The sequence below is a fragment of the Pseudolysinimonas sp. genome, from assembly GCF_039912695.1.
Classification (GTDB): Bacteria; Actinomycetota; Actinomycetes; order Actinomycetales; family Microbacteriaceae; genus Pseudolysinimonas_A.
On record NZ_JBDSPJ010000022.1, the window covers coordinates 60,274 to 83,898 of the forward strand.

The 23,625-nt window shown below is 65.5% G+C and carries 20 protein-coding genes; 6 read left to right on the forward strand and 14 right to left on the reverse strand.

What is annotated here, in order from left to right; translation table 11 throughout:
- Nucleotides 1–30: 30 nt before the first annotated feature.
- The 5 genes from ABIR17_RS08545 to ABIR17_RS08565 all read right to left on the reverse strand — a co-directional run bounded on the left by ABIR17_RS08545 (nt 31) and on the right by ABIR17_RS08565 (nt 10,493).
- On the reverse strand, nt 31–5,949 hold the full coding sequence (locus ABIR17_RS08545; protein WP_348003959.1) for an Ig-like domain-containing protein: 5,919 nt from the start codon (nt 5,947–5,949) through the stop codon (nt 31–33).
- Nucleotides 5,946–7,379: a protein kinase gene (locus ABIR17_RS08550; protein ID WP_348003960.1), complete on the reverse strand. Its 1,434-nt coding sequence runs from the start codon at nt 7,377–7,379 to the stop codon at nt 5,946–5,948. The genes ABIR17_RS08545 and ABIR17_RS08550 overlap by 4 nt, the downstream gene beginning before the upstream one ends.
- A gap of 85 nt (nt 7,380–7,464) precedes the next feature.
- A complete protein-coding gene (locus ABIR17_RS08555; RefSeq protein WP_348003961.1) occupies nt 7,465–8,313 on the reverse strand; it encodes a protein phosphatase 2C domain-containing protein in 849 nt (282 codons plus the stop codon).
- Nucleotides 8,310–8,906, reverse strand: a complete 597-nt coding sequence (locus tag ABIR17_RS08560; RefSeq protein WP_348003962.1) for an FHA domain-containing protein — start codon at nt 8,904–8,906, stop codon at nt 8,310–8,312. Before ABIR17_RS08560 ends, ABIR17_RS08555 begins: the two co-directional genes overlap by 4 nt.
- Nucleotides 8,907–9,056: 150 nt before the next feature.
- Entirely contained in the window at nt 9,057–10,493 is a 1,437-nt protein-coding gene (locus tag ABIR17_RS08565; protein ID WP_348003963.1) for an aminobutyraldehyde dehydrogenase, read from the reverse strand.
- A gap of 114 nt (nt 10,494–10,607) precedes the next feature.
- Here ABIR17_RS08565 and ABIR17_RS08570 point away from each other — a divergent pair, with 114 nt between their 5' ends.
- The 4 genes from ABIR17_RS08570 to ABIR17_RS08585 all read left to right on the forward strand — a co-directional run bounded on the left by ABIR17_RS08570 (nt 10,608) and on the right by ABIR17_RS08585 (nt 14,457).
- The gene (locus ABIR17_RS08570; protein ID WP_348003964.1) at nt 10,608–11,072 is read left to right on the forward strand and encodes an Lrp/AsnC family transcriptional regulator; all 465 of its coding nucleotides are present in this window, start codon (nt 10,608–10,610) and stop codon (nt 11,070–11,072) included.
- Between the two features lie 77 nt (nt 11,073–11,149).
- On the forward strand, nt 11,150–12,478 hold the full coding sequence (locus tag ABIR17_RS08575) for an aspartate aminotransferase family protein (RefSeq protein ID WP_348004294.1): 1,329 nt from the start codon (nt 11,150–11,152) through the stop codon (nt 12,476–12,478).
- Nucleotides 12,463–13,902 (forward strand): FAD-binding oxidoreductase, encoded by a 1,440-nt coding sequence (locus tag ABIR17_RS08580; protein WP_348003965.1) that lies wholly within the window; start codon nt 12,463–12,465, stop codon nt 13,900–13,902. The genes ABIR17_RS08575 and ABIR17_RS08580 overlap by 16 nt, the downstream gene beginning before the upstream one ends.
- 57 nt (nt 13,903–13,959) lie before the next feature.
- Entirely contained in the window at nt 13,960–14,457 is a 498-nt protein-coding gene (locus ABIR17_RS08585) for a TspO/MBR family protein (protein ID WP_348003966.1), read from the forward strand.
- 6 nt (nt 14,458–14,463) lie between these two features.
- Here the strand turns inward: ABIR17_RS08585 and ABIR17_RS08590 are convergent, their stop codons facing one another.
- The 4 genes from ABIR17_RS08590 to ABIR17_RS08605 all read right to left on the reverse strand — a co-directional run bounded on the left by ABIR17_RS08590 (nt 14,464) and on the right by ABIR17_RS08605 (nt 18,185).
- On the reverse strand, nt 14,464–16,011 hold the full coding sequence (locus ABIR17_RS08590; protein ID WP_348003967.1) for an MFS transporter: 1,548 nt from the start codon (nt 16,009–16,011) through the stop codon (nt 14,464–14,466).
- Nucleotides 16,004–16,576 (reverse strand): PadR family transcriptional regulator, encoded by a 573-nt coding sequence (locus tag ABIR17_RS08595; RefSeq protein WP_348003968.1) that lies wholly within the window; start codon nt 16,574–16,576, stop codon nt 16,004–16,006. The genes ABIR17_RS08590 and ABIR17_RS08595 overlap by 8 nt, the downstream gene beginning before the upstream one ends.
- 95 nt (nt 16,577–16,671) lie before the next feature.
- Nucleotides 16,672–17,184 carry a GNAT family N-acetyltransferase gene (locus ABIR17_RS08600; protein WP_348003969.1) on the reverse strand — a complete coding sequence of 171 codons (513 nt, stop codon included), beginning with the start codon at nt 17,182–17,184 and terminating at the stop codon, nt 16,672–16,674.
- Between the two features lie 20 nt (nt 17,185–17,204).
- The gene (locus ABIR17_RS08605) at nt 17,205–18,185 is read right to left on the reverse strand and encodes an aldo/keto reductase (RefSeq protein WP_348003970.1); all 981 of its coding nucleotides are present in this window, start codon (nt 18,183–18,185) and stop codon (nt 17,205–17,207) included.
- Nucleotides 18,186–18,291: 106 nt separating this feature from the next.
- Between ABIR17_RS08605 and ABIR17_RS08610 the strand changes: the two genes are divergently transcribed.
- Both ABIR17_RS08610 and ABIR17_RS08615 read left to right on the forward strand, forming a co-directional pair.
- Nucleotides 18,292–18,888, forward strand: coding sequence for a methylated-DNA--[protein]-cysteine S-methyltransferase (locus ABIR17_RS08610; protein ID WP_348003971.1), 597 nt, complete (start codon nt 18,292–18,294; stop codon nt 18,886–18,888).
- Nucleotides 18,889–18,894: 6 nt separating this feature from the next.
- Nucleotides 18,895–19,488, forward strand: a complete 594-nt coding sequence (locus tag ABIR17_RS08615; RefSeq protein ID WP_348003972.1) for a DNA-3-methyladenine glycosylase I — start codon at nt 18,895–18,897, stop codon at nt 19,486–19,488.
- Nucleotides 19,489–19,550: 62 nt separating this feature from the next.
- Here ABIR17_RS08615 and yaaA read toward each other — a convergent pair whose 3' ends face one another.
- From yaaA to ABIR17_RS08640, 5 genes are read right to left on the reverse strand one after another with little or no spacing between them, the layout of a single operon-like run.
- On the reverse strand, nt 19,551–20,297 hold the full coding sequence (gene yaaA / locus ABIR17_RS08620) for a peroxide stress protein YaaA (protein WP_348003973.1): 747 nt from the start codon (nt 20,295–20,297) through the stop codon (nt 19,551–19,553).
- A gap of 18 nt (nt 20,298–20,315) precedes the next feature.
- Nucleotides 20,316–20,843, reverse strand: a complete 528-nt coding sequence (locus ABIR17_RS08625; RefSeq protein ID WP_348003974.1) for an AAA family ATPase — start codon at nt 20,841–20,843, stop codon at nt 20,316–20,318.
- A 39-nt stretch (nt 20,844–20,882) separates the two neighbouring features.
- Nucleotides 20,883–21,155, reverse strand: a complete 273-nt coding sequence (locus ABIR17_RS08630; RefSeq protein WP_348003975.1) for a F0F1 ATP synthase subunit epsilon — start codon at nt 21,153–21,155, stop codon at nt 20,883–20,885.
- Between the two features lie 2 nt (nt 21,156–21,157).
- The gene (gene atpD / locus ABIR17_RS08635) at nt 21,158–22,696 is read right to left on the reverse strand and encodes a F0F1 ATP synthase subunit beta (protein ID WP_348003976.1); all 1,539 of its coding nucleotides are present in this window, start codon (nt 22,694–22,696) and stop codon (nt 21,158–21,160) included.
- A gap of 26 nt (nt 22,697–22,722) precedes the next feature.
- Nucleotides 22,723–23,625: a F0F1 ATP synthase subunit gamma gene (locus tag ABIR17_RS08640; protein ID WP_348003977.1), complete on the reverse strand. Its 903-nt coding sequence runs from the start codon at nt 23,623–23,625 to the stop codon at nt 22,723–22,725.

Consider the following 23,625-nt stretch of genomic DNA (forward strand, 5'->3'; position numbering starts at 1 on the left):
CGGTCGTCCTTTTGATTGTCGTGACGCGGGCTACGGGCCCGTGTCATAGCTTCGTTGATAGGTCTGTTCATTGGCGGAGATTCGCACCCGCAAGGTGAGGGGCACGACGCCCGGATCGCAGGATCCGACGTCGGGCATGGGCATCCAACCCGCCGCGTCGTTGCCAAAATCGCAGCGGTACGCGACGGCGTCGTAGCCAGGTCCCGGGATCGAGGTCCAGCTCCAGCCGTCGCCGCTCCCGAGGATTCCGCCGTCGAACTGCAGTCCGCCGGGGGTCGAGTTCCGAACCGGCACGCCCAGAGCGAAGTCGGCCGACCAGTCAGCGCTACACAGCGTGCCCTCCGGGTAGGCCCGACATGCCTTGACCTCCACCGTCACCGGATGGCCGTACTGGCTGGTCCCCGCGGTCAAGAAGGCGGCCGGGCTGAGCACGGCGCTCTGGCTGCCATCCGTCGTGCCGTCGGTGAACCGGTAGCTGAACATGTCGGCGTCGGTCGAACCGCTCGCGATCGTGAAGCCGTTGAGCCGGAAGTCGAAGAACTCGTCGTCGGTGCCGTTCAGAGACGGACCGGTGGTGTCGATGGCGGTGACAGTGCCGGGAACCGCGCGCGGCGTCACCTGCACTGCGGTCGCCGCCGTGCAGCCCTGCCCGTTGTACCCAAACACCCAGATCGTGTAGGTCTGGTTGGCCGACAGACCGGTGAAGGTCACTGTCGCGGCTTCGCTCGTGAAGTGCTGGGCTCCGCTCGGGGGCGCCACAACCGGCGACCCGCTCTCGACACCGGTCACGGTGCAGTTCGGCACGCTCGAATCGCTACGGATGACTGCCCAATAGTCGCTGACCGGCTTTCCGTTTCCACCGAACACTCCGGCCCAGGACGCGTTTGCCGTCGACCCGTCGGTGAGCGATGCCGACGCCGAGACCGCTGTACCCGACAGCGTCGGCGCCCCGGCAGGCACGCCCGCCCCCGTGGCCTGATTCCAGGTCGCCAGGGAGTTCGGGGCACTATTGCGGGCGCTGACCGAGAATCCGACCGAACTGCCGTTCGCGATCGAAGCCGACGTCAGGTTGGCGGAGTACACGGTGCCGATCGGGTCGGACGCGCCAACGCTGAGACTCTGAACGGCGTCCCCGACAGTGACCACGTACATGTCAATCGGGCTTCCTGCGGTATCCGCGGGCTTCGCCCAGGTCAACCTCAGACCTTGATCAAGCGGGGTCCAGGTGAGGTTGCTCGGCGGGGGTGGGATGACATCCGACCAGATCTGGCCGGCCAGAGAGGTCGGCGATGAGGGTCCGATCGCATTCACCGCAATCACCGCGAGCCGCACGGCGTAGGCCGGGCCGTTGCCCGGGGTCGCGAGAGCACAGTTGACGCTCGAGGTACACGACGTGACGCTCAGCAGAGTGTCGGTCGCGACGGACGTCATCGCGACCTCGTACCGGCTGATGGGCGAGTTGTTGAACTGACCGGGGACCCACGATGCCTTGAGCACGTGGTCGCCGAACTCGGTCACCGTTACTCCGGTCACGGGATCGGGAACGTCTTGAATCGAGATCGTGATCGAGCCCCAGACATAGCGATCGGCGTCCTGGGTCGCGTCGGCGACTTCGTATTGCAGTCGTACATCTGCCGGAAGTGCGGTGTCGCTCACCGTGACGGTGAGCCGCGACTTGTCGGCACTCGGCACGACGGTCACGCCGTCGGGCAGCGAGGCTCCATCAAGACCGCGGATGTCGACGACGTGAAGAGGGGTCTCGGGGAACGGGTTATTCGCCTCATCATTGGCGAGTACGTCGATCGTCGTCGTTGTTCCGCGCGGGGTGATCGCCACATCCGCGACGGGTTTCACGAGGGGAAGCGTCGACGGCACGACCTGCAACTTGATGCGCCCCGCACGCCCGCCGTTGAGCGCGTCTCGCACGGCAAGAGTGATATCCGTCGTCGTGCCTTTGGGGGCGTCTTCGGCGGCGCGGATCACGAGGCGCTGTCCATTGAGCTCGAAGGTGAAGCCCTCGGGCAACGGCTCGAGCACCGTGTACGCGAGCTCGTCGATGTCGTCGTACGGATAGTTGGTCAGCTTGACGAGGTCGAGCTCTTTCTCTTGTCCCGGTTCGAAGTCGACGACGCCGCCGATGAATACCGGCGGCTGGTTCTCGCGCGGCTTGACGTCAATGGGCAGGGTGAGGATCGCGGTGCGTCCGTTCGGGTCGGAAGCGCTGGACCCGTCGGTGACTTCGAACGTGATCGAGGCGGGCCCGAAATACTGGTCCGCCGAGGTGAACTCCAGGGTGTCGCCGTCGACGACCAGGCTGTCGCCGTTGGCGTGGGTTGCACGCACGGTACTGGAATCGGTGAGCCGCACGCCCCGGCCGCGCAGAGTCACGATGTACGCGTTCAGGTCGATCGTCAGGGTGGACTCGCTCGCGACCGTGAGAAGCGGCGCTGTTCGGTTGATCTGCGGCAGCGCGTCGTCATAGCCGGGCACCCAAATGAACGCGTACGAACGGATCGTGTCGTCGTCGGGATGCGACACCGAGAACGGGATGATCTGGCTCTTGTCGCCGATCGTCACCCGCACGCTTTTGTTCGGCAACAGTTGGGCGGTCGTGGCGAATCCCGGGAGCAGGGTGACGCCGAGTGCCGACACCGCCCCGTCAGCGAAGAACACGTTGTCGAGCACGTTGACGTCGACCGTCGTGCGGTCAACGACGTCGCTCGCGGTCAGGACGCTGTCTTCTGCTAGGGGATACGAGAGCGGCGCGGTGGGATCGACTTCGACATTGATGAAGTTCTGACTCGTGCCGCCGTACTCGTTCTGGATCGTATAGATCACCGAATAGCTGCCCGGAGCACTGGGCGGGGTGATATCGACGACCGAATCGTTCACGATCGTCGCCGTCGTGCCCGTCGAGCGAGAATCGACCGAGATGATTCTCAGCGGGCTGCCGTCAGGGTCAGAGTCGTTAACCAGAGCTTGAACGCTGACCGTGCGATTGGGCCGTACTGAGACGGCATCCTCATTGGCGACGGGGTTTCGCGCGCCATCCAGACGCGGGCTGATGCCGACTCGCACAATGCCCTCCGCGCGCGCGCCGAGAGTATCGACGATGGCGTACGTGAACTGATCGGTTCCGGACGAGTAGTCGCCGGCCTCGTATTCGATGTAGGTCGGGCCGCTCCCCAACACGATTCCCTTATCGGGATTGCTCGTGATGCCGATCAGCTGCACCGAGTCGCCGTCGGGATCGACGCCGGTGAGAGGAATCTGGATGCGAATGGTCGCGCCCGCGAGAACGCGAGCTGTGACCTGGCGGGGCACCGGAGCACTGTTCGTTGCCGGGTTTTCTTCTCGAACGGAAATCGTGACCCGTGCTTCGGAGTGTTGGCCGTCAGGGCCCGCGACGCTATACGCGGCGACGTAGTTGCCCGCGACTTCGGGAGCCAGATAGCGCAACTGGTCCCCCGCGACGAACAACAGTCCAGCGCCCTCCGGCAACGGCTCGGCCAGGGTGGGCAGCAGCATGATCGGCTTGCCCTCGGGCTGCTCGTCGTTGGCCAAGACCGGGATGTCGACGACATCCCCGACTCGAACTGTCGCCGTATCGTCGACCGCGATCGGGGGTTGCAACTGTGCGGGGTCCGGAATCTCCACCACGGTGATGGTGCCCTCAGCGTCAGCGAGGCCGTTGCTGATGCGGTAGTTGAGGGTCACGGGTTGCCCGTTAAGCGGAGCCGTCAGCGTGACCCGAATCTGCCGCTGGTCGAGCACCTCAGCGCGCACCCCGCGATTGCTCGCCGGATTGGTGACGCCCGTGACGACGAGCACGCCACCCGCCGGGTCAATGTCGGTAGTCGTGGGATCGATCAGATCGCTCGAGAGCGTGGTCACGAAAACGGTGCGCGGCACCGTAATCGGTCGAGTGTTGGCATCGGGCGGCGCCGAGACATCGATGCGCACCAAACCCGTCGCGGTCTGGTCTCCGTCGGTGACGGTGAACTCGACGTAGTGGGTGCGTACCTCGTCACTCGAGAAGGTGAAGGTTCCCGCCTCGAAGCTCGGAGTAACCGTGGATCCGGCGCGCGCCGGAACTGCGTTGAGGCGCAACGGTCCGTTGCCGCCCGTGACGTGCGACATCGGCCGAACGGTAATCTCCTGGCCGGCCGTCGCGATCGCGAACCAGGGCTCGATCAGGATCGGGAGTTGACCCGCAGGGCTGACCCCGATCGCGAGACTGCCCGTGGCCTCCTCCCGACCGTCGGTCACGGTCAGAGTCACCGACTTGAGCTCTCCGCCGAGCCCGGAGTCGGCGAAGACGACCACACCATCCGGTTTGTAGCTCACCTGGTCGGGCGAGGCCGTGGTCGCGGAGGTCAGATAGAAGGCGTCGCCGTCGGGATCCACCCAGTCGCTGAGAACCTGGGTACTCACCCGCCCGCCGGCGGTGACCGCTGACCGGGTGGCGCGCACCTGACGCGGGGGCGAGTTCTCGGCATCGGTGCGGATCGTGACGACCACACTCGCTGTTGCGATGCCGCCGCGGCCGTCGGAGATCGTGTAACGGAAGCCGACGGTGCCCGACGCTCCGGGTTGCAGAGTGAGCTGAATCTGTTGGTTGCGGGTCACAAGGTCGAGGCGCCCGATGCTTTCGTCGATCGGGTCAACCTGGTCGATCACGAGCACGTCGGCGTTCGGGTCGTAGTCGTTCAGCAGAACCGGGAGCACGGTCGCGCGACCGGGGCGCGCACCGAACTGGTCGTCGACAGCAACGGGCGGCTTTTGCACCTCGTCGATCGTTGGTGGAATATTCGGGTCGTTCTCGGGCGACTGGGCGTCGGGTTCCTGCACGAGGAGTGCGTCCCAGTTGTCGATCCGCTGCGCCTCATCCTGAATCGCCCACGACGTTCCGCGCTGCACATCGTTGAGAACCACGCGATCGATATTGACCGCGAAGTTGAGAGCACCTCCGGTCGCGCCGTCCAGAGCGAACGAAACTCCGTCGCCATCCGCGGCACAACGACGCCAGGCTTCTCCCGAGGCCCAGGCCGCGTAGTCGCAACCGCCCAGCGCGAGCGGCGCCGCCGGTACTCCGGTCTGGCCGTCGACCAGCACGACCGGATCACCGGATGCCAGAGGAACCGCGAGCAGACCGGTGTCAGTCCCAACCAGGACGCGGTTGCCCGCGGCAGCGGGCTTCTGCAGAACCGCACGGGTGCCCACCGGCATCACGTTTGAGAGGTCGACGGTGCCTCGCTCGAGCGCGAGACGACGCCCGGTCGCGTCGAGGACCGCCCACGAACTGCCGACCGAGCTGACCTGCACCTCGGTCGTTGAACCGAAGTCCACCTTCCAGCGCGAGTCGACGACGTCGGTGTGCGCGGCATCCACCCGGAAGACCTCACCCACCTCTGCGGAATATGCGTAGAGGATGCCGTCAGGTCCGACGTTCACGACTGACTTCAGCCCGAGGCTGAGCGACACCGGCTGGGTGGTGTCGAAAGTGTTGAGCTCGCCCAGCGGGACGATCCAGAGTTCGCCGGTACCGGCAGAGTGGATGACGACCCGGCTTCCGGCGAGGAAAACCTGCGGGTCGTCGGGCGGCAGCGCAATCGCATCCCCGAGAGTGGATGACGCCGGGTCGAGAACCTGCACTGTCGCGTTCGCGTGATCGACGACCAGCACGGTGTCGCCGTTCTGCACAATCTCGAGAGTTTGACCCCCCGCTCGCACGACACTGTTGAGTTCGAGCACTTCGGGGTTCGCTCGCCCGACGGCCTGGGCGGTGTCATTAGTGACCCAGACCGACCCGTCACCGAGGTCGAGCTTGTGAGCGGTGTAGCCGGTCGACGCGATCGCGAGGCCAGCGACGAGCGCGACGACGACGGTACCACTCGTAGCCGTCGCCACGAGCGACCGGTGGCCGGCGATCCATTCCAGGATCTTCATCGGCTATCGGTGACGTCGACGCATTTTTCCGAACTCGGTGCGCCGCTCTTTCCCTGCCGGTTCACGGTGACCGTGACGCAGACAGTCTGCCCGGGGTCGGCATCCACGACGAAGCGCGGTTGCTCCTGAATGCTCGACGAGACCCCTCCGACCGCGATCTGGTAGAGGTCGCCGTCGTCAATTCCTGGGTCGCGCCACGAGAACTCGATCGTGCCCTGAGTTTGGGACGCCTGGATATCGCTGACCACCGGGATGCCGTCTGCTCCCGTGGCGCGGAGCACGACCGCGAGCGCAATGGCACCGAACCCGATGACCAGAGCAGCGGCGCCGATGAGGACCCAGGTGGTGATCTGAAGTCGACGGCGCGGCGCAGCAGGACGAGTGTGCGAGAAACGGCGAGGCGTCGGCGAGGCATCGCGCACCGAACCGATTCCGGCGTACTGCGCAGACTGCGCAACCGGTCGACGACGTCGCTTCTTCGCGGGCTTGAGTGAGACCCCAGCGATGGGGCGCAGTCGAGTGCGATCCTCGAGGTCGGATGCGGTGCCCAGTGCCCACTCGTCCATCGCAATCTCGAGTTGAGTCTGCGGAACACCGAGCTCGGCTTCGATGGTCTGAAGCGCACGCACGAACTCGATGATGCTGTGCGGTCGAGCCTCGGGACGCCGCGACATCCCGCGACGCAGCAACTGCTCAAGGCTCGCCGGAACGTCGTCGCGTCCGATGGGGTGCGGTTTGGCGCGCGCGATGCGTGCCATCAGGTCGCTTGAGGAGTTTGACCCCTCGGGGTCCTCGAACGGCGAGCGTCCGGCAAGCAGCGAGTAGACGGTCGCTGCGAAGGCCCACACTTCGGACGCGATCGGGTCGGATGTCTCGTCGAGCAGCACCTCGGGGGCAGACCACGGAATCGACAGGCCGACGGAATCTTCTTCACGCTGCGTGGTGAGCGTCGACGCGATACCGAAGTCGGAGAGCACCGGGTGGCCGTAGGCCGTCATCAGGATGTTGGACGGCTTGATGTCACGGTGCAGAACGCCGGAGCGGTGGGCCGTTTCGATCGCGCTGCCGATCCTGACAGCGATGCGCAGTACTTCGGGTACCGGGATGCGCTCGCGCCGGTAACGCTCCGAGAGCGAGGCTGAACACAGTTCCATCACGAGATAGGGGCGACCGTCGCTTGAGACGCTCGCCTCGTACACCGTGAGGATCGACGGGTGGTTGGAGAGCTGAGCCATCAGGTTCGCCTCGGCTTGAAACATCTGCCGCACCTGGTCGTTGACGACTTCGCTGAGCATGACCTTGACCGCGACTTGGCGGCGCGGCATGTTCTGCTCGTACAGGAAGACATCCGCAAATCCCCCGGAACCCAGGATGTGGACGTACGAGAATCCGGGCAGTACGGGTGGTTGAGATGGAAGGCGTCTCGCCACGAGACCCCCCTCTCAAGCCGCGGGTCCCCTCATTGTAAGACGACGATCCTGGCCTAACACCCGCCTTTACGGGGGGCTTGACCCCTCATCGGGGGGTGGGTACGGAGCCGGACGACGAGGTCTGCGGGTGCTTCTTGGGTTTCACCGCCGCGGCGACAACATCGATAATCACGACGGTCACGTTGTCGCGACCCCCGGCGGCGAGGGCGGCATCCATCAGCGAGTCGGCGGTTGCGGCGGCCGACTCACCCGCGGCGAGGTGTTCGCGGATCATGCGATCGTCCAGCTCTTTGGTGAGACCGTCTGAGCACAGCAGCAGCCGCATCCCGGCGTGCACCGGCAGCATCCACAGGTCGGGACGCGGTTCCTCGCGGAATCCGACCGCTCGAGTGATGACGTTGCTGTCGGGATGATGTTCAGCCTCGGCCTCGGCGAGGAGCCCGGCATCCATCAGCTCCTGCACAACGGAGTGGTCGACGGTGACCCGCGAGAACGCGTGGCCGTCGAGCAGGTAGACCCGGCTGTCGCCAATGTTGAAGACCGCAAAATGCGGCTTGCCGTTGTGCATCGCCAGTACCGCGCCGGTCACGGTTGTGCCCGCACCGATCGGAATGTGCGCGGCGAAAAGTTGAATGTCAGAAGCAGCCGCAGACAGAGCGCCCTCGACGCGTTCAAAGTCGACGTAGCCGTGCTCGGCGGCGGCGCGCAGCGCGGCGAGTCGCTCGACGACAGCGGCGCTTGCTCGATCCCCCGCGGCGTGGCCACCCATTCCGTCGGCGACCGCAAACACCGGTGGGCCGAAGATGACGCTGTCTTCATTCACGGCGCGCTTGCGCCCGATATCGCTGCGCCCCGCCCAATCGAGTACGAATCCCCGACGCTTCCCGGGCACCATCAATTTGTACCCGGTGCGATCTCTGCCGACGATGCTCACGACAACTCCGCCTCGACCGCAAGGGGCGCGAGCACAAGGGGCGGAAGCACACCCAGCACCGCACCTTCACCCAGGTCGATGCGCGTTCCGACCGGGACGACGGCCGACTCCCCGCGGATGAGAGTGCGCGGCGCGGCGCCGGGGAACTGCACGATGGTGCCGTTGGTGGATCGCATGTCGCTTGCTACCAGCGCTCCCCCGACGATCCTGAGTTCGAGGTGGGTGCTGGAGAGTTCTTTCGACGGCGACGGCAGCGAGATCAGTGTCGGCTCCGGTCCCACATGGATGCGCGGAGCGCTGGGCTTTCGGCCGACATAGACCCGCCCCACCACGGCGACCTCGGTGCCGTCGGGCAGCACGATCCGATACGGCGGCGCCAGCGCAACCACGCGCGGGGCGGCCGGCACGATGGAGTTGATCGGCGCCACGACGACCGCACCCGACGGGATGCGCGCCGCCGTATCTGCGGAAGGCGGCTCAACGAGGGGCGGAGGCACGCTCCCCCGTGCGACGGTGTCCTCAACATCCGACTCCGGCCTCGCGACGGGGGCACGCGGGACACCTCTGACAGTGTCGTCGAGGTCGGGCTCCACGCGCCCCATTGTCCTCCACTTGCCCGAGACCGGAGTCACGCAGCGCTGAGGTCCGGCGGTGTCCTCGGGTCGATCGGGGTAGGGGTCCCCGCTCCTTCGGCCCGAGGACACCGCCGGTCCTCAGCGCGGAGCGCAAGACCCGGAGGAAAACTACGAGCCGATATACGACATGACGTGTTTGATCCGCGTGTAGTCCTCGAACCCGTACATCGAGAGGTCTTTGCCGTAGCCGGAGTGTTTGAACCCGCCGTGCGGCATTTCGGCGACGAGCGGGATGTGGGTGTTGATCCAGACGCAGCCGAAGTCGAGGTGTTTCGCGAAGCGCATCGCCCGGCCGTGGTCGGCCGTCCACACCGACGAGGCAAGCCCGTACTGCACGCCGTTCGCCCAGGTGAGCGCCTCGGTCTCGTCGCTGAAGGTTTGCACGGTGATGACCGGGCCGAAGATCTCGTTCTGGATGGCGTCGTCGTTTTGGTTGAGGGCGTCGACGATCGTGGGTTCGATGAAGTAGCCCTTGCCGGCCTTGCGGTCGCCTCCGGTCACAACGTTGGCGTGCGACGGGAGCGCGTTGAGCATCCCGAGCACGCGTTCCATCTGGCTGAAGTTGTTGACCGGGCCGAAGAAGGTGTCGGGGTCTTTCGGGTCTCCGGTAGTCACGTTCGCGGCAACGTAAGCAGCGAGCGCCGCGACAAAGTCATCGTGGGCATCCTTGTGCACGAGCACGCGGGTCGCGGCGGTGCAGTCCTGGCCGGCGTTGAAGTATCCCGCGATCGCGATGCCTTCGGCGGCTTTGGCCATGTCGGCATCCGGGAAGACGATGACCGGAGCTTTACCCCCGAGTTCGAGATGTACGCGCTTGAGGTCGGATGCCGCGGACTTGGCAACCTCCATGCCGGCCCGAACTGACCCGGTGATCGAGACCATCTGCGGGGTCTTGTGCTCGATCATCGCGGCGCCGGTTGTGCGGTCACCGGTGATGACATTGAGCACGCCCTTGGGGAGGAACTCTGCGGCGATCTCGGCGAGGAGCAGGGTCGACTGCGGGGTCGTGTCTGAGGGCTTCAGCACCGTCGTGTTACCGGCGGCAATCGCGGGCGCAAACTTCCAGACCGCCATGTTGAGCGGATAGTTCCACGGGGTGACTTGGCCGATGACTCCGATCGGCTCGCGCCGAACCGACGACGTGTGGTCTTTCATATATTCACCCGTCGCACGACCTTCGAGGATGCGAGCGGCGCCGGCGAAGAAGCGGATCTGGTCGACGGAGAGCATGATCTCGTCGTCGACGAGGGTGGTTCGCGGTTTGCCGGTGTCTTGCGACTCGAGGTCGGCGAACTCGTCGGCACGCTGCTCCATCGCATCGGCAATGCGAAACAGGGCGAGCTGCCGTTCGGATGGGGTCGATTCGCCCCACTCCTCGAAGGCCGCCGCGGCTGCCGAGAAGGCGGCGTCGACATCCGCGGCCCCCGAGACGGGCGAGGTCGCGTAGCTCGTTTCGGTCGCAGGGTCGACGACGGGAAACGAATCGTCACCCTTCGCGTCGACGTACTCGCCGTTGATGAAGTTGCGCAGGATTCGATCGACCATGACCACACCCTACCGGCGACCCTTCGGTGCTGAAACTGCCGATTTCGTCACTTTTGGCCGCCAGAAATTGCGGAATCGCTTGTGAGCGACCTTCCCGGCTGCCATGATCGGACCATGGCGCGCCCTAAATCCGCTGCGCTCGACGACGTGTCGAAAGGCATCATCGAGCAGCTACAGCAAGACGGCCGACGCTCGTACGCCGACATCGGCAAGGTCGTGGGGTTGTCAGAAGCAGCCGTACGCCAACGGGTGCAGAAGCTCACCGAATCCGGCGTCATGCAGGTCGTTGCGGTGACGGATCCGATGCAACTGGGCTTCTACCGCCAGGCGATGATCGGCATTCGCGTCACCGGCGACACCACCCGAGTCGCCGAAGAACTGGGCGCGATGGCGTCGGTCGACTACGTCGTGCTCACCGCGGGCAGTTTCGACATCCTGGCCGAGGTCGTCTGCGAGAGCGACGACGACCTGATCGAACTGCTCAACCACCGCATCCGTGCTATCTCGGGCGTGATCTCAACCGAGACATTTGTCTATCTGAAACTGCAGAAGCAGTTCTACAACTGGGGAACTCGGTAGCCGCAGGCTACGGGAAGAAGAAGCACGTGACACTGAACGAAGCCGACCTTCAGCAGAAGGCGAAAGACCACCTCTGGATGCACTTCACGCGGCATTCCGCCGTCGAAGAGAGCGGCGCCCCGATCATCGTCAAGGGCGAGGGTCACCACATCTGGGACTCGAAGGGCAAGAAGTACATCGACGGCCTCTCCGGCCTGTTCGTCGTCAACGCCGGCCACGGTCGTGACCGTTTGGCGGATGCCGCGGCACGTCAGGCGAAGGAGCTCGCGTTCTTCCCGATCTGGTCGTACGCCCACCCCGGCGCGATCGAACTCGCCGACCGGCTCGCGAACTACGCCCCGGGCGATCTCAACCGGGTGTTCTTCTCCACCGGTGGCGGCGAGGCTGTCGAGACCGCGTTCAAGCTCGCCAAGTACTACTGGAAGCTTCAGGGCCGTCCGACGAAGCACAAGGTCATTTCCCGGGCGATCGCGTACCACGGCACCCCGCACGGCGCGCTGTCGCTGACCGGTATCCCGGCTATCAAAGAAATGTTTGAACCTCTGGTGCCCGGCGCCTTCCGGGTACCGAACACCAACTTCTACCGTTCCGACGAGATGGGGTTCACCGGCAAAACCGAGGCCGAGTTCGGACTCTGGGCGGCGAATCGCATCGAAGAGATGATCCTTTTCGAAGGGCCGGAGACTGTCGCGGCGGTGTTCCTCGAGCCGGTTCAGAACGCTGGTGGATGCTTTCCTCCCCCGCCCGGCTACTTCAAGCGGGTGCGTGAGATCTGCGACCAGTACGACGTGCTGCTCGTCTCAGACGAGGTGATCTGCGCCTTCGGCCGCATCGGCGAGATGTTCGCCTGCGACGCCTACGGCTACGTGCCCGACATGATCACCTGTGCCAAGGCGATGACCTCGGGATACTCGCCGATCGGCGCAACGATCGTCTCGGACAGAATCTTCGAACCGTTCCGCCATGGCTCGACAACGTTCTATCACGGCTACACCTTCGGCGGGCATCCGGTCTCGTCTGCGGTGGCGCTGGAAAACCTCGACATCTTTGAAGAAGAGAAGCTGCCCGAGCGGGTGCGCGAAAACTCGCCGATTTTCAGGTCAACTCTGGAGAAGCTGAAAGACCTGCCGATCGTGGGTGACGTGCGCGGCGACGGGTACTTCTTCGGCATCGAACTGGTCAAAGACAAGGCGACCAAGGCGACCTTCGACGACGACGAGTCAGAGCGTCTGCTGCGCGGCTTCCTCTCCAAGGCGTTGTTCGATGCGGGCCTGTACTGCCGGGCGGATGACCGCGGCGACCCCGTCATCCAACTCGCTCCCCCGCTGACCATTGGGCCGCCAGAGTTCGACGAGATCGAGGGCATTCTGCGCGGGGTGTTGACCGAGGCGTGGACTCGACTCTGAACGCTGCCGACCCTTCCGCCTTAGATCCATCTAGGGCGGGTTGGACCCCCGGCCGAGAGGGTCCAACCGCGCATGGATCCCTCTATGGCGGCCTGTCGTTCTGGCACGAGACCGTCGGCGACCTCGCCCCACGGGCGGCACTCGACGGCGACACCCAGGCTGATGTCGCGATCGTGGGGGGCGGCCTGACCGGGCTGTGGACGGCGTGGTACCTGCTGGAGCGCGATCCGACGCTGCGCATTGTCGTGCTCGAGAAGGAGATCGCCGGGTTCGGCGCCTCGGGACGCAACGGCGGCTGGTGTTCGGCACTTTTTCCCCGCTCGACGGCGTCGCTCGAGAAGGCGCACGGCCGCGACGCCGCCCTCGCGATGCGGCGGGCGATGATCGAGACCGTCGACGAGGTCGGCCGGATGTCGAAGCTGATTCCCTGCGACTACGCCAAAGGGGGCACGATTGCCTACGCAAGGTCCCGTGTTCAAGAGCGGGCCGCGCGGGCCGAGATCGTCGAAGCCCAGCGCTACGGCGTCGATGACCTCGGATGGCGTGGTGCCGACGCGGTGCACGCTGCGGGAGCGCTGGGGGCGGCCTTCGATCGCAACTGTGCGCGCATCCATCCGGCGAAACTCGTCCGCGGGCTGGCTGCGGCCCTCGAGTCCCGTGGCGTGCGAGTTTTGGAACAGACCGAAGTGCTGCGCGTCGACCCGGGTGTCGTGACCACCACCCGCGGTCTCGTTCGCGCCGACAAGATTGTCGTGGCGACTGAGGGGTATACCGCGACGTTGCCGCAGTCGCACCGCCGCATCCTGCCGCTGTACTCGTTGATGATCGCGACCGAGCCGCTACCGGATACTTTCTGGGACGCGATCGGAATCCCGCATGGCGCGACGTTCACCGACTACCGCCACCTGCTGATCTACGGGCAACGCACCGCCGACAACCGGTTCGCGTTCGGTGGCCGCGGTGCTCGCTATCACTGGGGCAGCGCCATCCAGCCGCAGTACGACCGCTCCCCTCGCGTATTCGAGCACCTGCGTCGCGCGCTCGTCGACCTATTTCCGTCGGCGGCCGAGGCCGCGGTCACCCATCGCTGGGGTGGACCGCTCGGGGTCCCTCGGGACTGGCACGCGGCCGTGACCTATGACAGCGCCACTCGGATCGGGCGCGCCGGAGGGTACGTCGGCGACGGGCTGTCGACCACGAACCTGGCCGGGCGCACCCTCGCCGACCTGCTCACCGATGCCGACACCCAGCTCACTCGGTTGCCCTGGGTCGGGCACCACTCCCCGTCCTGGGAGCCCGAACCCTTGCGGTTCCTCGGAGCGAATGCGGGGATGCTCGCGATGACCGCTGCCGACCTCGAAGAGCGCGTCACGCGTCGACCTTCGGTGATCGCGAAGGTGATGGGTCCGCTGGTCGGCCACTAGCGATACGCCCGTCGTCAATCCCCTGGCCACCCGCAGTTCGGTGAGTAGCGTCAGGGGATGAGCAGACTGAAGTCAGCCCTCGTCCTGGTCGCTTTTCTGGCGATCGCGTATGGCGTCGCGGCGTTCGGCACCATCGCCACCATCACCCACGTCGACGGCTGGTACGCCGATGCCGAGAAGGCATCGTGGAGTCCGCCCAACCTGCTCTTCGGCCCGGTCTGGACCGTCCTGTACGCGCTGATGGCCGTTGCTGCTTGGCTGGTCTGGCGCGAACGCGGGACGACGGATGTGCGCCGCCCGCTCACGATCTATGTCATCCAGCTCGCCCTGAATGCGATCTGGACTCCCCTGTTCTTCGCCCTCTACCCGGTGGTCGGGGTCGCCGCTCTGTGGGCGGCACTCGCCGTGATCGTCGCACTCGACGTCTTCGTGCTGCTGACGATGCTCGCGTTCTGGCGCGTGAAGAGGGTCGCAGCGGTGCTCCTCATCCCCTACTGGGCATGGGTGCTGTTCGCCACGACCCTCAACGTCGCCATTGCGGTGCTGCAGTCCTAGTTCGCGTTAGTCGGCAGTGACTGCCGGCGGCGCACCGTAGGCCGCGACCTTCTTCGGCAGGGCAAAGACCAGGAAGAACGCGGCGACCGCAAACGCGGCGCTGGTGCCGAGCGCGAAGGTCGCAGCGTGCGTGAATCCCGTCGCAATATCGGCGGGAGTCGGCGGCCCGGCGACCGACGACGTGATGTCGAGAGTGCCAAACAGCACGCTGCCGATGACCGCGATGCCGATCGCGCTTCCCACCCGCTGAGCGGTTCCGACCACTCCGGATGCGGCGCCCGCCTCGGTGCGGTCGACTGTCGCGACAATGAACTGCGCGTTCGGGGCGATGAAGAAGCCCGAGCCGATGCCGCCGAGGGCGAGCGGTCCCAGCAGTTCCCAGTTGGTCAGGTCGGCGGCGGGCACGAGGAGCACGACGAGCCACGTTCCGATCAACCCGAGAGCAACCAAGCCCGTTCCGAGTGAAAGCACGTTTCGTCCGAGGCGGTCAGTGAGTCGAGAGCCGAGCGTCGCGCCGACCAGAACCCCGAGGGCGAACGGCATCGTCACAAGCCCCGACTCGAGGGCTGAGTGGCCGAGACCGGCCTGCCACATGATCGAGATCGTGAAGAAGATGCTCGTGAAGGCCGCGAAGAACACCAGGGCGAGAATCGTGCCGCCGGTGAACGACGCATGCGAGAACAGTCGCGGAGGCACCACCGGGAACGCTCCACGGCTGGCGACACCACGCTCCCACAGGGCGAACACGGCGAGCAGAACGACGCCGGCCGAGAGGGAGAGATAGGTCCACAGCGGCCACCCCTCGTCTTGTCCCTGGATGAGAGGTACCAGGATCGCAACGAGCGACCCCGCGAGCAGGAGGACACCGATCAGGTCGAGCCCGGACTTGCCGTGGGCTTCTGCACCCGAAGGCACGAAGAACAGCGCTGCCACGACCGCGATCACGCCGATCGGGATGTTGACGAAGAAGATCGAGCGCCAGCCATCCTGATCGCCGAGCGCCTGAATCAGCAGCCCTCCGACCAATGGTCCGGCGGCGGTCGAGACCCCGATCACCACTCCCAGTACGGCGAACGCCTTGGCGCGAACGCGCGGCGGAAACATGAGCTGGATGAGGGCTGTCACCGCGGGGAAGAAGATGCCGCCAAAGAGACCCTGGGCGACGCGAGCGATGATCAGCTGGGTTGAGTCGTTGGAGAGACCACAGGCGAGGCTCGCGATCGTGAACCCGGCGAGCCCGACCAGGAAGACCCACTTGTGACCGATGCGGTCGCCGATACGCCCTGCCGGGATGAGCGCGAGACCGAACGCGAGCGCGTAGCCCGAGATGATCCACGACAGGGTCGCCTCGGAAGCTCCCCCGGTCGCCGAATCGAGGCTGGTGCGGATGGTGGGCAGTGCGACGTTCACGATCGAGTTGTCGATCATGCTCATCGCCACTCCCGCCAACAGGATCGCGAGTGCGATCCAGGTTCGACGCGGAACGCTGGTCGCGGCGGCGTGAGGCTTCAGTACCGAGGTGGTCTTCAGTACCGAGGCGGCAGGGTCAGTCACGGGGTGTGTCCTTTCGGGAGGCTTCGTCGGCGAGCAATTCGGGGAGTTTCTTCAGGAGGTCGTCGTGCCACGCGATCTCGGCACGGATGCGGGCGGTGCGGTGCGTCATCACAACGCGTTCCAACGGGGTGAGGTACTGGTCGATGCCGCGGTGATGCGCGTCGGTTTCGGTGAGCAAGGTCCGCAGGTTCGCCGCCCGTGTCTCAAGCAGTGCGGGGATCTCGTCGAGCCGATGGCGATCAAGTCGCGAAATCGCGAGGTCGACCGGGTCGGCTCGTTGGACTATCTCGCTGAATGCCTCGAGTCGGAGGGCGGTGAGTGCGACGCGGCCTTCAGACGTGATGCCCCAGATCTGTCGTTCTGGGTAGGAGCCGATCTGCTCGACGCGGACTTCTTCGATGAGACCTTCGGCCGCCATCCGCTTGATCGCGCCGTACAGGGCGCCGACCGTGATGTCGGTCCACTCATCGATGTGCTCTTTCTCGGCCAGCTGCTTGAGCTGGTGGCCATGCGTCTCTCCGCCGTCGGCAAGCGCCGCGAGGATGAACAACCGAATCGACGACACGCGACTACTCTCGCACGACTAGTCGGGCGAAAGCAATTCGGGTGCGGCGAATCAGGGCGAGGCGAATCAGGGCGAGGCGACTCAGGGCGAGCGACTCAGATGCGGCGAGTGAGCCGCACAGCGCCATCATCCTGAACGCCACTGACGCTGAAACCCAGTCGCTTAAAACCGAGCCGCTCAAGCAAGCGCAGCGAATCGTGATTCTCGGCCTCGACCATCGCCACCAGCTCGGTCAAACCGAGGGACGGGACGGCGGCCTCGATCATCGTGCGCACCGCCTCGGAGGCGAGTCCGTGCCCCCAGCGGTCGCGACGGATCACGTAGCCGATTTCGGCCGTCGTAGCGTCCTCTCGCTTGAGCAGAACCTCGCCGATGACCACGCCAGTGGTACGTTCGACGATCGCGCGTACGATCCACTCCCCCGACTCACGCGCGACGACTTGGCCGAGTTTGCGCTCGAGTGCCACCGCCGTCTCGTCGCGGGTACGAACCGGCCACGGGATGTAGCGGATGACCTCCGCATCACTGTGAAACACCAGAAGGTCGTCGAGATCATCGACGCGATGGGTGCGCAGCTCGAGCCGCTCGGAGAGCAGCGGATCGGGCAACGCCCAGGGTTCGTTCAGCGTTAGCTCTCGTCGATCGGCGCTGCGGGCGGCTCGAAGAAGGAGTCGACCTCGTCGAGGTCGGCGGGCGTCGGGCGCCACGCATCCCCGGCGATCGCGTTGGCTCGAATCTGCTCGGGCCTCGTCGCCCCGGCGATCACGCTCGACAGGTACGGCTTCGACAGCAGCCAGCCGAAGGTGGCGCCGAGGATGTCAACGCCACGCTCGCGCGCAAAGGCAACGTACGCCTCGATCTCGTCCCACGGGGCACTCTCGTGCACCTCGGGGCGCTGCCGGCCAATCCGAGTGTCGGCGGGAATCTCGGTGCGCGAGAACTTGCCGGTGAACAGGCCATTCGCGAGCGGAAAGTACGGAAGGAATCCCATGCCGAGTTCTTCGACGGCAGGCAGCACCTCAAGTTCGGCGTCGCGCGCGAGGAGGCTGTAGTGGTTTTGCGCGGAGACGAAGCGCGCCGTCCCGAGCCCGGTCGCCGCAGCATCCGCGTCGCGGAGTTGCGCGGCGTCGAAGTTCGAGTTGCCGATCGCCCGCACCTTGCCCTCGGTGACGAGTTCGTCGAGCGCCGCGAGAGTCTCGGCGATCGGCGTCGCCGGGTCGGGAGTGTGCATCTGGTACAGGTCGATGTGGTCGGTGTCGAGTCGGCGCAGGGACCCCTCGACGGCGGCTCGGATGTAGGCGCGCGACCCTTTCGCCCCGACTTCCTCAAGCCCGCTGCCCATCCCGGAGTGGCCGAACTTGGTCGCGATGACCGCTTCGCCGCGCACCCCCTTGAGCGCGACACCGAGTCGCGTCTCACTCAAGCCGTACTCGGCGCCGTAGACATCCGCCGTGTCGAAGAAGGTGACCCCGGCGTTGAGAGCGGCGTGGATGACCGCGTCGGTGCCCTCTTGCTCGAAGGTCAGCGCTCCGGGGCGGCCGAGGTTGTTACACCCGAGTCCCACCACGGAGACAGTGAGATCAGAACGGCCCAGACGTCGTGTTTCCATCTGCTCAGCCTAGGCAGCGTCCTCCCCAAGCGCTGTGCGTAGGGCGTTCTGCGCGGTGTCCGATTCCCGCGAGTCGGTGTCGCGCCTCCGGTCTACGCTCGAAATCATGAAGACCGTCACCCCCGCTCCCGCAAGCCTGGCTCCCGTATCCCTACGGCGGATGCCGAGCCCGATCGGGCGCATCGAAATCGTCGGCGACGGTGCCGCCGTCGTGTCGCTCTCGATCGAGAGTGATGGCACGCTCCCCCACGACGAGCTTGCCGAAACCTCCGATGCGACTCTCGACCGGGCGGTCGCCCAACTCGATGAGTATTTCGCCGGCCACCGCCACGACTTCGATGTTCCGGTGAACCTGGCCGGCACGGCGTTCCAACTCTCAGTGTGGGAGCAACTCGTCGACCTGGAGTGGGGCGAAGTCGTGTCCTACGGTGACCTCGGCCGCGGAACGGGCCGCGCCGCCGCGGGCCGAGCCGTGGGCGGCGCCGTCGGTGCGAATCCCGTGCCGATCATCGTGCCGTGTCACCGGGTTCTCGGCAGCGACGGCACGATCACCGGCTACAGCGGGGGTGAGGGCATCCCGACGAAGTCTTGGCTGCTCGCGCACGAGGGAATTGCGCACAAAGTTCCGCGGGGAACACCGGCGTTTGGGAGCGCAGCAACCCGAGGAGCAGCGACTCTCGATGACGCGATGTTCGGCAGCTGAGCACGCGTGACGCGCTCAGAAATACTCCTCGGCGACGACGGTCGCTCACGCTGCGGCTGGGTCGATTCCGACCTCGAGTACGCCCGCTACCACGATGAGGAGTGGGGCACGGCGCTGCACGGCGACCGGCCGCTGTTCGAGAAAATCTCGCTCGAAGGATTCCAAGCCGGGTTGTCGTGGATCACCATCCTGCGCCGACGTCCAGGCTTTCGGGCGGCGTTTGACGGGTTCGAGATCGACGCCGTTGCGGCATACGACGAGGCCCATGTCGAACGCCTGATGCTCGACGACCGCATCATCCGCAATCGGGCCAAAGTGCTCGCCACGATCGGCAACGCACGCCTCACCGTCGACCTGGTGCGCGAGTCGCCCGGTGCGCTCGATGCGCTCATCTGGAGTTTCGCCCCCGCTGCCGGCAGGGCGCGACCGCAAACCTGGGCGGAGATCCCGGCAGTGACGAAGGAGTCCGAGGCTCTCAGCACAGAACTACGCCGGTTGGGGTACCGCTTCGTCGGGCCGACCACGATGTACGCCCTGATGCAGTCGGCGGGTCTCGTTGACGATCACCTCAGCGGATGCTGGCGCGCGCTGGAGCACTAGAGCGGAGGTCCTTTCGGACCTCCGCCGCGACGCCAGCGCCGACGCCCGTCCCGGGCGTCGGGTCACGCGAAGAGATCAAGCTCTCCCGGCACACCAGGTTCGAGGTGAATTCCCGAGTTGCGTGCCCATTCCAGAAGCGAGTCGACATCGGGATGATCGATCCCGGCCAGAAGGAGCGCACGAGTGAACGCGCCCTTGCCTTTCTTATTGAAGTGGTTGAGGGCGCGGGTGCGACCGGCGCCATCCTCGCTCACCACCCGCAGATACACCGCGTCAGGTCGATTGGGAATCGGCCCCAGATGGGCGTAGCCCTCCGAGCGCAGATCGAGCAGCAGACCCGGAATTCCGGCGACGGCGGTCGAGAGCGGAGTACGCCAGATTCTGCCGACCGTCGTTCCGGGCAGCCGCGAATCGTGGGAGAGCCGATAGGCGGGGATCGGGTCGAGCGCGCCTGACAGCCCGAAGAGTGCCGACCCGATTGCGACATGCTCTGCCGCGAACTGGCGCGCCTGAGCCGGGAGGGATGCGGCATCCAATTCTTCGAAGAGCACGCCGTCGTAACGGTCGATCGCCGGCATCACGGGCGACGACGTCAGGGTGCGGTTGCGTCCGGCCTCGCTGGCGCTGGCGGGCCCCAACCGCAGCATCGCCGCGGCGGCGGCGAGGTTGCGCGAGAGCACCTTCACGGCAGCGAGCGTTTGTTTGCGAGCTGACGTCAGCTCGGGGAAGCTCAGGGCCGGGAGATCAAGGGTCGAGCCCGCTATGCCGCCCAGGCGTTTGGTCTCGGACGGCGGAAGAAGAATGAACACCCGGCTTCGGTCCGGGGCTCAGGACCGCACGAACGCGATGACCTGCTCGACCAACACCGGCAGCGGATTCACCGAGTCGACGGTGATTCGCGGGAGGGAACCGGTCTCACCCGTCCAGGCCTCCCACTCATCGAGACTCTGCTCGACGGCGTGCCAGGTGGGTTCGGCGATATGTGCGAGCTGACGTCCGCGGGCTTCGAGTCGGACGCGATGCACGCCCACGTCGGAACAGACCACTTCGACGAAGCGGATCGCAATCCCACATCGGGCGGCCAACTTGAGCCACTGTTCACGTGCCGGCTCGACCGCGTTGACCGCGTCGATCACGACCCCGCCGCCCCCCGCGATGACCGACTCCGCGATAGTTTCAGCGACGAGGTACGCAGCAAGCCCGGTGGGCTGATCGGCGTCGATCCCCGCCGAGAGAATCGCCGACTCGATCGGGTCAACCGAGACCACCGGGATTCCCAACGCCGCACCAACGCCGCCGGCAACCGCACTCTTGCCCGTTCCTGGCAAACCAGCCATGACCACCATCACGACCATGTGAACCCTCCCCCTGGTTTTCGGTGGAGCGTTTCGACGCTAGGAGACGAGAGTCGCGCTACCGGCGACGATCGTAACAGTGTCGTTTTGAACGGAAAGGAAACCATCCTCAGCGTTCGCCGTGATGACCTCGCCATCGAGCAACGTCACCCGCACCTCGCCCGAGGCGAGAATGCCCAACACCGGCTCGTGGCCGGCGAGGATGCCGATCTGACCAATCGTGGTGCGCGCGACGACTTGCCTCGCCTGGCCCGACCACACCTCGTGGTCGGCCGCGACGACGCTGACGTTGAGCGACTTGGGATCGGCCATGCTCAGCCGTTCTCCTTCTGGATCTTCGCCCACTGTGCTTCGACCATGTCGAGTCCGCCGACGTTGAAGAACGCCTGCTCGGCCACGTGGTCGAGGTCGCCCTTCACGATCGCGTCGAACGCCTCGATCGTGTCCTTGAGCGGCACGGTGGAGCCTTCGACCGAGGTGAACTTGGTCGCCATGTAGGTGTTCTGCGAGAGGAACTGCTGGATGCGGCGAGCCCGCGACACCGTGATCTTGTCTTCCTCCGACAGTTCGTCGACACCGAGGATGGCGATGATCTCCTGGAGTTCCTTGTTCTTCTGCAGGATCGCCTTCACGCTGGTCGCGACACGGTAGTGGTCCTCGCCCAAATAGCGGGGGTCCATGATGCGCGAGGTCGACGACAGCGGGTCGACGGCCGGGTAAAGACCGCGCGAGGCAATCTCACGCGACAGTTCGGTCGTGGCGTCGAGGTGCGCGAACGTGGTGGCCGGGGCCGGGTCGGTGTAGTCGTCGGCGGGCACGTAGATCGCCTGAAGGGAGGTGATCGAGTGGCCACGGGTCGAGGTGATGCGCTCCTGGAGCACACCCATCTCGTCGGCGAGGTTCGGCTGGTAACCGACCGCGGACGGCATCCGGCCCAGCAGCGTCGAGACCTCGGAACCGGCCTGCGTAAACCGGAAGATGTTGTCGATGAAGAGCAGAACATCCTGCTTCTGCACGTCGCGGAAGTACTCCGCCATCGTGAGTGCCGACAGAGCGACGCGCAGACGCGTTCCCGGCGGCTCATCCATCTGGCCGAAGACGAGGGCGGTCTTGTCGAAGACGCCCGCCTCCTCCATTTCGGCGATGAGGTCGTTGCCCTCACGGGTGCGCTCCCCGACACCGGCGAACACCGACACACCACCGTGGTTGGCGGCGACGCGGTAGATCATCTCTTGGATGAGCACGGTCTTGCCGACGCCGGCACCACCGAAGAGGCCGATCTTGCCACCCTGCACGTACGGGGTGAGGAGGTCGATGACCTTGATGCCGGTCTCGAAGAGGTTCGTCTTCGACTCGAGCTGGTCGAAGGGCGGCGGCTTGCGGTGGATGGGCCAGCGTTCGGTGATCTCGATCTTCTCGCCGGGTGCCGCGTTGAGCACCTCGCCGATGACGTTGAAGACTCGGCCCTTGGTGACATCGCCGACCGGAACCGAGATCGGGTTGCCGGTGTCGCGCACCTCTTGGCCGCGCACCAGACCGTCGGTCGGCTTGAGGGCGATCGCACGCACGAGGTCATCGCCGAGGTGCTGGGCAACCTCGAGCGTGAGCAGGATCGTCTCACCAGCGAGGGTGATCTCGGTCTTCAGCGCGTTGTAGATCTCGGGAATCGCATCGTGCGGAAACTCGATGTCGACGACGGGCCCGGTGACCCGCGCGATGCGGCCGATGCCGCCCTCGGGACGCGTTGCCGCGCCGCCGTGGTTCGCCTTCTCGGGTGTCGACTTTGCAGGGGCCGACTTTGCAGGGGCTGACTTCGCAGCGGTCGGCTTCTTCGCAGGGGTAGTGGTAGCCATCGATAGGTTTCCTGTTCTCGGTTTCGTCACTTCACGAGAGCGTCGGCGCCGCCGACGATCTCGGAGATCTGCTGGGTGATTTCGGACTGACGGGCGTTATTGGCCAGTCGCGTGTAGTCCTTGATCAGGTTGTCGGCGTTATCGCTTGCTGACTTCATCGCCTTCTGCGTCGCGGCGTGCTTGGCCGCCGCTGACTGAAGCATCGCGTTGAAGATGCGGCTTTCGATGTAAACCGGAAGCAGTGCGTCGAGCACGGCGTCGGCATCGGGTTCGAACTCGTACAGCGGCAGAAGCGAGGCGTCAGCGTCAGCATCCAACTCTTCAACGCCCTCGACGATCTCGAGCGGCAACAGACGAACGGTCTGCGGGTCTTGCACGAGCATCGACACGAAACGGTTGTAGACGATGTGGATTTCGTCCACGCCGCCGTCATCGGTCGGTTGCACGAACTTCGCAACGACAGCCTCGGCGATCTCCTGGGCGATGCCGAACTCCGGCTTGTCGGTGCCACCCGTCCAGTCCCGCTCAGAGGCGCGGCGGCGGAACGCGAAGTACTGAACCGCTTTGCGTCCGACGAGGAAGTGAACAACCTCTTTACCTTCACGCTCGAGGCGCGTGCGCAGCTCGCTCGACTCACGGATGACCTGCGAATTGAACGCACCAGCGAGACCGCGGTCGGAGGTGAAGAGAACGATCGCGGCGCGCTTGGGGTTCTCGGCTTCGCGCGTCAGGATGTGGTCGACGTTCGAGTACGTCGCGACCGCCGAGACGGCACGCGTCACAGCGCGCGCGTAGGGGGCGGACGCCGCGACGCGCGACTGCGCCTTCTGGATGCGCGACGCCGAGATCAGCTCCATCGCGCGGGTAATCTTCTTGGTGGTCTGAGCAGTCTTAATCTTCTGCCGATAGACCCTGAGTTGGGCTCCCAT

Coding starts and splice junctions, on each gene's coding strand:
- atpD (WP_348003976.1), bottom strand. CDS start 22,696: ATGGCTACCACTACCCCTGCGAAGAAGCCGACCGCTGCGAAGTCAGCC.
- ABIR17_RS08625 (WP_348003974.1), bottom strand. CDS start 20,843: ATGGTCGTGATGGTGGTCATGGCTGGTTTGCCAGGAACGGGCAAGAGT.
- ABIR17_RS08610 (WP_348003971.1), top strand. CDS start 18,292: ATGAAGACCGTCACCCCCGCTCCCGCAAGCCTGGCTCCCGTATCCCTA.
- ABIR17_RS08565 (WP_348003963.1), bottom strand. CDS start 10,493: ATGGTCGATCGAATCCTGCGCAACTTCATCAACGGCGAGTACGTCGAC.
- ABIR17_RS08630 (WP_348003975.1), bottom strand. CDS start 21,155: ATGGCCGATCCCAAGTCGCTCAACGTCAGCGTCGTCGCGGCCGACCAC.
- ABIR17_RS08570 (WP_348003964.1), top strand. CDS start 10,608: ATGGCGCGCCCTAAATCCGCTGCGCTCGACGACGTGTCGAAAGGCATC.
- ABIR17_RS08605 (WP_348003970.1), bottom strand. CDS start 18,185: ATGGAAACACGACGTCTGGGCCGTTCTGATCTCACTGTCTCCGTGGTG.
- ABIR17_RS08545 (WP_348003959.1), bottom strand. CDS start 5,949: ATGAAGATCCTGGAATGGATCGCCGGCCACCGGTCGCTCGTGGCGACG.
- ABIR17_RS08640 (WP_348003977.1), bottom strand. CDS start 23,625: ATGGGAGCCCAACTCAGGGTCTATCGGCAGAAGATTAAGACTGCTCAG.
- ABIR17_RS08585 (WP_348003966.1), top strand. CDS start 13,960: ATGAGCAGACTGAAGTCAGCCCTCGTCCTGGTCGCTTTTCTGGCGATC.
- ABIR17_RS08575 (WP_348004294.1), top strand. CDS start 11,150: ATGCACTTCACGCGGCATTCCGCCGTCGAAGAGAGCGGCGCCCCGATC.